At 63.8% G+C, this 8133-nt stretch carries 7 protein-coding genes; 4 read left to right on the forward strand and 3 right to left on the reverse strand.

Annotated elements, in window-relative coordinates; translation table 11 throughout:
* Positions 1-84: 84 nt before the first annotated feature.
* Genes V6M61_RS03740 through V6M61_RS03750 form a run of 3 tightly spaced genes read left to right on the forward strand, consistent with a single transcriptional unit; the run spans position 85 to position 3934 of the window.
* Positions 85-1896 (forward strand): AMP-dependent synthetase/ligase, encoded by a 1812-nt coding sequence (locus V6M61_RS03740; RefSeq protein WP_332775212.1) that lies wholly within the window; start codon positions 85-87, stop codon positions 1894-1896.
* 24 nt (positions 1897-1920) lie between these two features.
* The gene (locus V6M61_RS03745) at positions 1921-2724 is read left to right on the forward strand and encodes an enoyl-CoA hydratase/isomerase family protein (RefSeq protein ID WP_332775213.1); all 804 of its coding nucleotides are present in this window, start codon (positions 1921-1923) and stop codon (positions 2722-2724) included.
* 25 nt (positions 2725-2749) lie between these two features.
* Positions 2750-3934: an acetyl-CoA C-acyltransferase family protein gene (locus tag V6M61_RS03750; RefSeq protein ID WP_332775214.1), complete on the forward strand. Its 1185-nt coding sequence runs from the start codon at positions 2750-2752 to the stop codon at positions 3932-3934.
* Between the two features lie 138 nt (positions 3935-4072).
* Here V6M61_RS03750 and V6M61_RS03755 read toward each other — a convergent pair whose 3' ends face one another.
* A complete protein-coding gene (locus tag V6M61_RS03755) occupies positions 4073-4948 on the reverse strand; it encodes an EamA family transporter (RefSeq protein WP_332775215.1) in 876 nt (291 codons plus the stop codon).
* Between the two features lie 104 nt (positions 4949-5052).
* On the opposite strand from V6M61_RS03755, the gene V6M61_RS03760 reads away from it, so the two are divergent.
* On the forward strand, positions 5053-5559 hold the full coding sequence (locus V6M61_RS03760) for an Lrp/AsnC family transcriptional regulator (protein WP_332775216.1): 507 nt from the start codon (positions 5053-5055) through the stop codon (positions 5557-5559).
* Positions 5560-5642: 83 nt separating this feature from the next.
* On the opposite strand, the gene V6M61_RS03765 is transcribed toward V6M61_RS03760, so the two are convergent.
* Positions 5643-6695 (reverse strand): VWA domain-containing protein, encoded by a 1053-nt coding sequence (locus V6M61_RS03765; RefSeq protein ID WP_332775217.1) that lies wholly within the window; start codon positions 6693-6695, stop codon positions 5643-5645.
* Between the two features lie 18 nt (positions 6696-6713).
* Positions 6714-7664, reverse strand: a complete 951-nt coding sequence (locus tag V6M61_RS03770) for a DUF58 domain-containing protein (protein ID WP_332775218.1) — start codon at positions 7662-7664, stop codon at positions 6714-6716.
* Positions 7665-8133: the final 469 nt, after the last annotated feature.

The following is an 8133-nucleotide window of genomic DNA, read 5'->3' on the forward strand; positions in this document are numbered from 1 at the left end:
ACCAGCAGCCCGGCGAAGCCGGTTCTGCGGTGTCACTGGCATGGCGCTGCGACCGTTGCATACGCCTGCGCGTGAAGATCCGATATGCCTGCTTTCAATTCTCTTCCCGACCTCACTTTGCCGCAGATGTTGCGCGAACGCGCGCGCACTGATGGCCAGCGCGTTGCCATCCGGCAAAAAGACTTCGGCATCTGGAAGCCCGTGCGCTGGGACAGCTACTACCGCCGCGCCTGCCATTTCGGCCTCGGCCTGCGTGCCATGGGTCTGCCCGCCGGTGGGCATGTCGGTGTGATTTCCGAAAACCGCATCGAGTGGGTGCTGGCGCAGATGGGCGCCGGCCTGGTCGGGGCCGTCACCGTGGGCGTCTATCCCACCAGCCCTACGACCGAAGTGGCCTATGTGGTAGGCCATGCCGACATCGAGATCATGGTCTGCGAAGACCAGGAGCAAACCGACAAGGTGCTGGCCGCACTCGACCAGCTGCCGCGCCTGCGCAAGATCGTCGTCATGGAAACCAAGGGCCTGCGCAGCTTTGCCCCCGAAGCACGCCGGCTCATCGCCACCTTTGATGAGGTGGAACAGTCCGGCGCCGCCGCCGGCAAGCTGGCGCTCATCGACGAAGCCCTGTCGCGGCAAACGCTGGACGACATCGGCCTCATGATCTACACCTCGGGCTCCACCGGCAAGCCCAAGGGCGCCATGATTTCCTACCGCAACATCCGCGGCGTGGTGCCTGGCATCGTGGAGCGCTTGGGCCTGTCGGCCGACACCAGCCACCTGTCCTACCTGCCGCTGTGCCATGTGGCCGAGCAGATGCTCACCACCTTTGTGCCCATCTATGCCGGCTCGCAGGTGAACTTTGGCGAGTCCATTCGCACCGTGCAAGAGGATTTGCGCGAAGTGGCGCCCACCATGTTCCTGGGTGTGCCACGCATCTGGGAAAAGATGCACGCCGCCATCAGCATCAAGCTGCAGGAAACCGGCGGCCTGCGCCGCGCGCTGTTCCAGAAAGCCTGGGCAACCTGCAAGGACCTGGCCGAAAAGCCCCGTTCGGCCTGGACAGCCGGCGAAAAACTGGCTTACTTCGCCAGCTACTGGGCTGTTTTTCGCGCCCTGCAAAATTTCATCGGCCTGCGCAAGGCGCAAGTGGCGCTCACCGGCGCCGCGCCCATACCGCCCGATGTGGTGCGCTTTTTTCGCGTGCTGGGCGTGCCGCTGGTGGAGGTGTATGGCCTGACCGAGTCCAGCGGCATGGTCACCGGCCACCGGCGCGACCAGGTGGTGGTGGGCACGGTGGGCATTCCCACGCTGGGTGTGGAGCACCGTATCGGCCCCGACGGCGAGCTGCTGCTGCGCGGCGACATGGTGTTCGCCGGCTACTACAAAAACCCTGAAGCCACGGCTACCAGCATCCAGGGCGGCTGGCTGCACACCGGCGACGTGGTGCGCGAGGAAGGCGGCCAGCTGCGCATCGTGGACCGCCTCAAAGACATCATGATCACCGCCGGCGGCAAGAATCTCACGCCCTCGGAAATCGAGAACACGATGAAGGGCAGCCCCTACATCAAGGAATGCATCATCGTGGCCGAGGGGCGCAAGTTCGTCGGCGCCCTGGTGCAGATCGATTATGAAATCGTGGGCAAATGGGCCGAGGCGCGCCGCATCCCCTTCACCCATTTCCGCTCGCTCGCCGAACACCCGCAGGTGCGCGAGCTGATTGACGCGGAAATTGGCCAGGGCAACCAGCGACTGGCCCAGGTGTCGCAAATCCGCCAATTCCACCTGCTGACCAAGGAACTGGACCACGACGATGGTGAAGTCACCGCCACCATGAAGGTGCGGCGCTCCAGCATCTACAAGACCTACGCCGCGGAAATCGAGGCCCTGTACCACTGAAAGGCCTACACCGAAATGACTGCCATGACCACCGAAATATCACCTCACACCACCCAAGCACCCCTTCAACTCGAACGCGCCGGCGCTGTCGCCACGGTTCGCTTTAACCGTCCTGAGGTGCTCAATGCGATCGACGTGCCGATGGCGCAGGCGCTGCTGGCCGCTGCGCGCGAGCTCGCTGATGACCGCTCCGTTCGTGCCATCGTGCTATGCGGTGCCGGCAAGGGATTCATGGCAGGCGGCGACCTGGCGACGTTGCGGGCCGACCCCGTGCAAGGGGCCATCGACCTGATCACGCCGTTTCATGAGGCCCTGGCCGTCCTGGCGACCATGAATGCGCCATTGATCGCCCAGGTGCACGGCGTGGCAGCCGGCGCAGGCCTGAGCCTGATGATGCAGTCCGACTTCGTGCTGATCGCCGAGGGCACGCACCTTAACCTGGCCTTCGTCAACCTGGGCGCCAGTTGCGATTCCGGCTCTTCATGGGTGCTGCCCCGTTTGGTGGGGCTGCGGCACGCACTGGAAATCGCCCTGCTGGGCGAATCGCTCACCGTTGCCGATGCCGAGCGCCTGGGGTTGGTCAACCGGGTCGTGCCTGCAGACCAGCTCGAAGCCGAGACCTGTGCGCTGGCGCAGCGCGTGGCGTCCGGCCCGACCCTGGCCTACGGTGCGATGAGGCGTCTGATGCGCGAGTCGTTCGACCGCAGCCTGCCCGCCCAGCTCAGCGCCGAAGCCACAGCCTTTGCACAATGCGCGGGCACGCAGGATTTCAGAGCCGGCGTGGAAGCCTTCTACGCCAGACAGGCCGCGCAGTTTGCCGGCCACTGACGGATCTACTACCTGGAGAAAAACCATGTCCCTACGCGACATCTATGTGGTCGGCACCGCCCGCACCGCCATCGGCACCTTCGGCGGCGCGCTCAAGGATGTGCCCAACACCCAGCTGGCCACCACCGCGGTGCGCGCCGCGATCGAGCGCAGCGGCGTCGCGCCCGACGCAATCGGCCACGTGGTGATGGGCAATGTGATTCCCACCGACACCAGGGACGCCTATCTGAGCCGAGTAGCCGCCATCGACGCGGGCTGTCCGATCGACACACCGGCCTTCAACGTGAACCGCTTATGCGGCTCGGGCCTTCAGGCGATCGTATCTGCAGCCCAGGCGATTGCGCTGGGCGACTGCGACATCGCGATTGGCGGCGGCTCCGAATCAATGAGCCGCGGCCCCTACTTCGATACTGCGGCGCGCTACGGCGCACGCATGGGCGATGCACAGCTCATCGACTACATGCTCGGCATCCTGCACGACCCGTGGGAGAAGATGCACATGGGCATCACGGCCGAGAACGTTGCGGCGCGCTATGGGATCTCGCGCGAGCAGCAGGACGGGCTCGCAGCCGAGAGTCAGCGCCGGGCCGCCGCAGCCATCGCCGCTGGTCGCTTCAAGGCGCAGGTCGTCCCGGTCGAGGTCAAGACACGCAAAGGCGTGGTCCAGTTCGATACTGACGAGCATGTGCGTGCCGATGCAACGTTCGAGACGCTGTCGAAGATGAAGCCCGCATTCAGGAAGGATGGCCTGGTTACGGCCGGCAATGCCTCGGGCATCAACGACGGCGCGGCCGCCGTGGTGCTGGCCGAGGGCAGCCGCGCGAAGGCGCTTGGTCTGAAGCCGCTGGCGCGCCTGGTTGGCTATGCGCATGCGGGTGTCGAGCCCGCCTACATGGGCATAGGCCCGATTCCGGCCACACGCAAGGTGCTGGAGCGCACCGGGCTGAAGGTGGCCGATCTCGACGTGATCGAGGCGAACGAGGCGTTCGCGGCGCAAGCCTGTGCCGTGATCAAGGAACTGGGCTTCGATCTCGCAAAGGTCAACCCCAACGGCTCGGGCATCTCGCTGGGCCACCCCGTCGGCGCCACCGGCGCGATCATCACCACCAAGGCAATCGCCGAGCTGCACCGCACCGGCGGCCGCTACGCCCTGGTGACGCTGTGCATCGGTGGCGGGCAGGGCATTGCTGCGATCTTCGAACGAGTGTGAGCTTGACGAAGCCGGCGTTGAAGATCACGCGCCGTTTTGTCGTTCACAAATGGTCTGCCCGAAGAGGTGCCCGTAGGCATCGGCGGCCCGAATGTGGATCAAAGGATGCGATGCAGCTGGCGCGCACACCATACAGTGCTACGCCGTTTTCGGAGGTTTATGCGCCGCAACCCCGATCATGACGAGGGCAACACCGAAAACGTCCCGAAGCGTGGGTATCTGGGCCAGGACAATGGCGGCAATGATGGTCGCGGTCGCGGGCAGCAACGCCAGCAAAAGCGCGAATGTCACCCTGGGAAGGCGTGACATCGCGAGCTGATCGCACACGTAAGGTATCACCGATGAACAGATGCCGACGCCGATGCCGGCAAGTACCAACTCGACGGCGCCGAACGCCTTGATCGCTTGGGCCAGGCCTATCGGCATGAGAAAGACAAGTGCAATCGCCATGGCTGCACCGAGGCGTTCAACGCCGCCACTCGCCCCGCCTTCGGCTGCCTTGTGGCCGAGGATGATGTAGCCCACAAAAAGCGCACCGTTCAGGGTCGCCCAGAACAGGCCCAGCGGGTCGGTAGACCATTTCACATCGATCAGGATGAAGACACCAAGAATGGCCAGTGCGAGCGCGATCACATTGCGACGACTGCGCAGACCGTAGAGGGCTATGCCGATCGTGCCGACAAACTCCATCGCCGCAACAAGGCTCATCGGCAAACGGTCCAGCGCCAGGTAGAACGACGTGTTCATCACCGCAAGGCACGCGCCAAGCCCTACGAGCAGGAGCCGCGCTTTGTTATCCGCATCCCGTATCGTCCTCCAGGGTTTTGTGAACGGCGCGAAAACAAGAGCAGCGGAGGCTATGCGAAACCATGCGACGCCCAGAACGCCAACAGCTGGAAAAAGAAGCACGGCGAAGGATGGCCCGAGATAGTGAAATACGGCGCTTACCCCAAACCAGGAATGGGGCGGGAGGACTTCAGCGGCGCTGTTGAACGTCCATTTGGATGGTGGCATTGAACTCTCCTTTTGTGATTCAATTGTGAGAGCTGGATTGGCTATTTTCTATATGCGTTATTCGGGATAATCGAAAAGCACTTGTGTTTAGAAAGGTAAAAACAATGAAACGCCTTCGATATGAAAACGACCAGCTTGACGCGACAGATGTGAAGCTGCTTGAGGCCCTTATCGCCGATGCGCGCATCAGCATTGCCGAGTTGGCCCGTGTGATGGGTCTTTCGCCGCCGAGCGTATCGGAGCGCATCAAACGGCTGGAAGAGGCCGGCGTGATCGAGGGCTACACCATCAAGATCAATCCAAAGGCACTTGGCCTGCCGGTCGCCGCATGGCTTCGGATCAGACCGATCCCTGGCCAGCTTCACAAGGTTGCCGACACGCTTCGAGGTTTGCCGGAAATCGTCGAATGCGACCGGATTACCGGGGAAGATTGTTTTATCGCGCGCGCCCACCTTCGATCAGTGGAGGATTTGGAACGTTTGATAGATAAGGTGATTCCTTATGCCATGACGAATACGTCCATCATTCAGTCGTCCCCGGTTGAGCGACGATTGCCTCCGATTACTCAGCAGTCCGTAACGAAGGCGACGTCCCCCATGCTGTCATTCTGAGCAACACGAAGAATCTTGCCGGCATGCCGAGATCCTTCGCTGCGCTCAGGATGACAAAGTATGTCGCACTACTTTCGGACTGCTCAAAGAATCCGGTTAAACCACAGCAATGACAGCCCCGCCGACAGCAATGCCAAAGCGGCTGCAGCCAGTGCCAGCAAGCCGGAGATTTCGGTTTCCTTTTTCTCGACGGCCAGCCGCGAGCTCAGCCTTTCGTAAACCTTTTTCAGGTCAGTCGCCGTGCCTGCGTAAAAGTACTCGGCCTGCGTCGTTCGGGCGATGGCCTTGAGGGTTTCCTCGTCGAGCCGCACGCGCATGGACCAGCCTTCAAAGCCTATGGTTTCGCCATCGACCGTCCCGACCCCCACCGTGTAGATGCGCACCCCGCGGTCGGCGGCCATTTTGGCGGCCTCGAGCGAGTCCACGCCGGTGGTGCGCTGCCCATCGGTCAGCAAAATGATGGCGGCCGAGGTGTAGGAGCCCGGCGCAACCGGGATGAAATCCTTTTTTGCATCCTGTCCTTCCTTGGAGGACTGGTCGATCGCGACGCCGCGCTGGCGCTCCCGGCCATAATCCATGGAAGCCAGGTCAATGCCGGCGTTGGGAAACAGCTCGGCCAGCGACACCACAATGCCGTTGCCGATCGCGGTGCCGCGTTGCAGCTGGAATTTGTCAATGGCGGCAGTCAGATCTTCCCGGTTGACGGTCGCGGGCTGCACCACGGAGGCGGTGCCCGCGAACGCCACGATGCCGACCTTCACGGTGCGTGGCAATTCCGCCAGAAAGGCCTTGGCGGCATTCTGGGCCGCGACCAGGCGGTTGGGCAGCACGTCGGTCGCGCGCATGCTGCCCGAGACGTCCATGGCCAGCATGATGGTTTCCTGCTGCGAGGGCAGGGTGACCACGGCAAGGGGCCGGGCGGCTGCCAGCAGCATGGTGGCCATGGCCAGCAAAAACAGCAGAGGCGGCAGGTGCCGGCGGATGCTCTGGCCCGGGCCCATGGCCTCGCGCACGATGGACAGGCTGGCATAGCGCAGGCTTGTTTTTTTCTTGCGGCGCAGCAACCAGACATACATCGCCACCAGCAGGGGCAGCAGCAGCAGCATCCAGAGGAGTTGGGGCCAGAAGAAAGTCATGTCGATTCCTTGGGGCGATCAGGCTAACTGCTGGAGGTGCGTGGGGAATTTGACGCTTGCGCCGCTTCCGCTGACGGCCCGGCTGCGATGTTTGCGCAAATCCGTGAACCGCATGATGGCATCCACCAAATCGTCGTCGGTGGACAGTTCCAGCGTGTCCACGCCGGCCCGTGCCAAGGCCTGGCGCAACTCGGCCTCACGCTGCGCTGCAATGCGTGCAAAGCGCTTGCGAAACCCTGCATCATGGGTGTCGACCAGCAACTGCTCGCCGGTTTCGGCATCGCGCAGGGGGACCAATCCCAGATCGGGCAAGTCAAGCTCCAGAGGGTCCAGCAGGCGCACGGCGATCACGTCGTGGTGCAGGGCCAGCATACCCAGGGGCTTTTCCCAACCCGGCTCGCTGATGAAGTCAGACACGACAAAGAGGGTCGAGCGGCGGCGCACCAGATTGCCGGCAGATTCCAGCAGCTCATGCAGCCGGGTGGTCATGGCTGCGGTGGCTTCGGGGTGTGTCTGCATGGTGTGCAGCAGGCGCAGCACGTGGCGGCGGCCACCACGTGCCGGAACGACCGCATCCACACCCGAGCCGTACAGCAGGGCGCCGACACGGTTGCCGTGGCGCGTCAGCAGGCGTGCCAGCACGGTGACGAACTCGACCGACACGTCGCGTTTGCGCTGGCTCCCCGAGCCAAAGTCGATTGACGGGCTCAGGTCGAGCAAAAACCAGGCGCTCATTTCACGGTCTTCGGTGAACACGCGTACATGCGGCGTCGACAGCCGCGCCGTCACGTTCCAGTCGATGTGACGCACGTCGTCATGGTGCTGGTACTCGCGCAGATCAGCCAGGTCCATGCCGGTGCCGCGCAGCAGCGTGCGGTAGTCGCCCTGCAGCAGCCCGTCGAGCCGGCGCAGCACGGTCCACTCGAGGCGTCTGAGCAACTGCTCTGCGTCGGATGAAGGCCTGCTCATGGGCATGCTCCTGACGGCCGCAGCGCCGAGGGCGCTTTATTCAAGCCGGGGCCGCGGAACCGGCTGTGCCGGGCCGCAGGCGCAGCGGCCCCCACGGGGGGCAGCGACGACACGTCAGTGCGGAGCGTGGGGGCCAGCGAACGCAGCGCCGGGCCGCCCCAAGCAAGGCCAGCCCCCCCGGGGGGCAGCGACGACACGTCAGTGCGGCGCGTGGGGGCCAGCGAACGCAGCGAAGGGCCGCCCCAAGCGAGGCCAGCCCCCTCGGGGGGCAGCGACGACACGTCAGTGCGGCGCGTGGGGGCCAGCGAACGCAGCGAAGGGCCGCCCCGAGCAAGTTCAGCCCCCCCGGGGGGCAGCGACCCGCGTAGCGGCGGAGCGTGGGGGCTCATTCTAGGCGGCGAGCTTTTCATGTTCAAGCGGCTTGGCGGGGGCTGGAATTTTGGCCATGATCTTGCTGACCAGCGTGTCG

The sequence above is a fragment of the Polaromonas sp. genome (assembly GCF_036676035.1).
Taxonomy (GTDB): Bacteria; Pseudomonadota; Gammaproteobacteria; order Burkholderiales; family Burkholderiaceae_C; genus Polaromonas.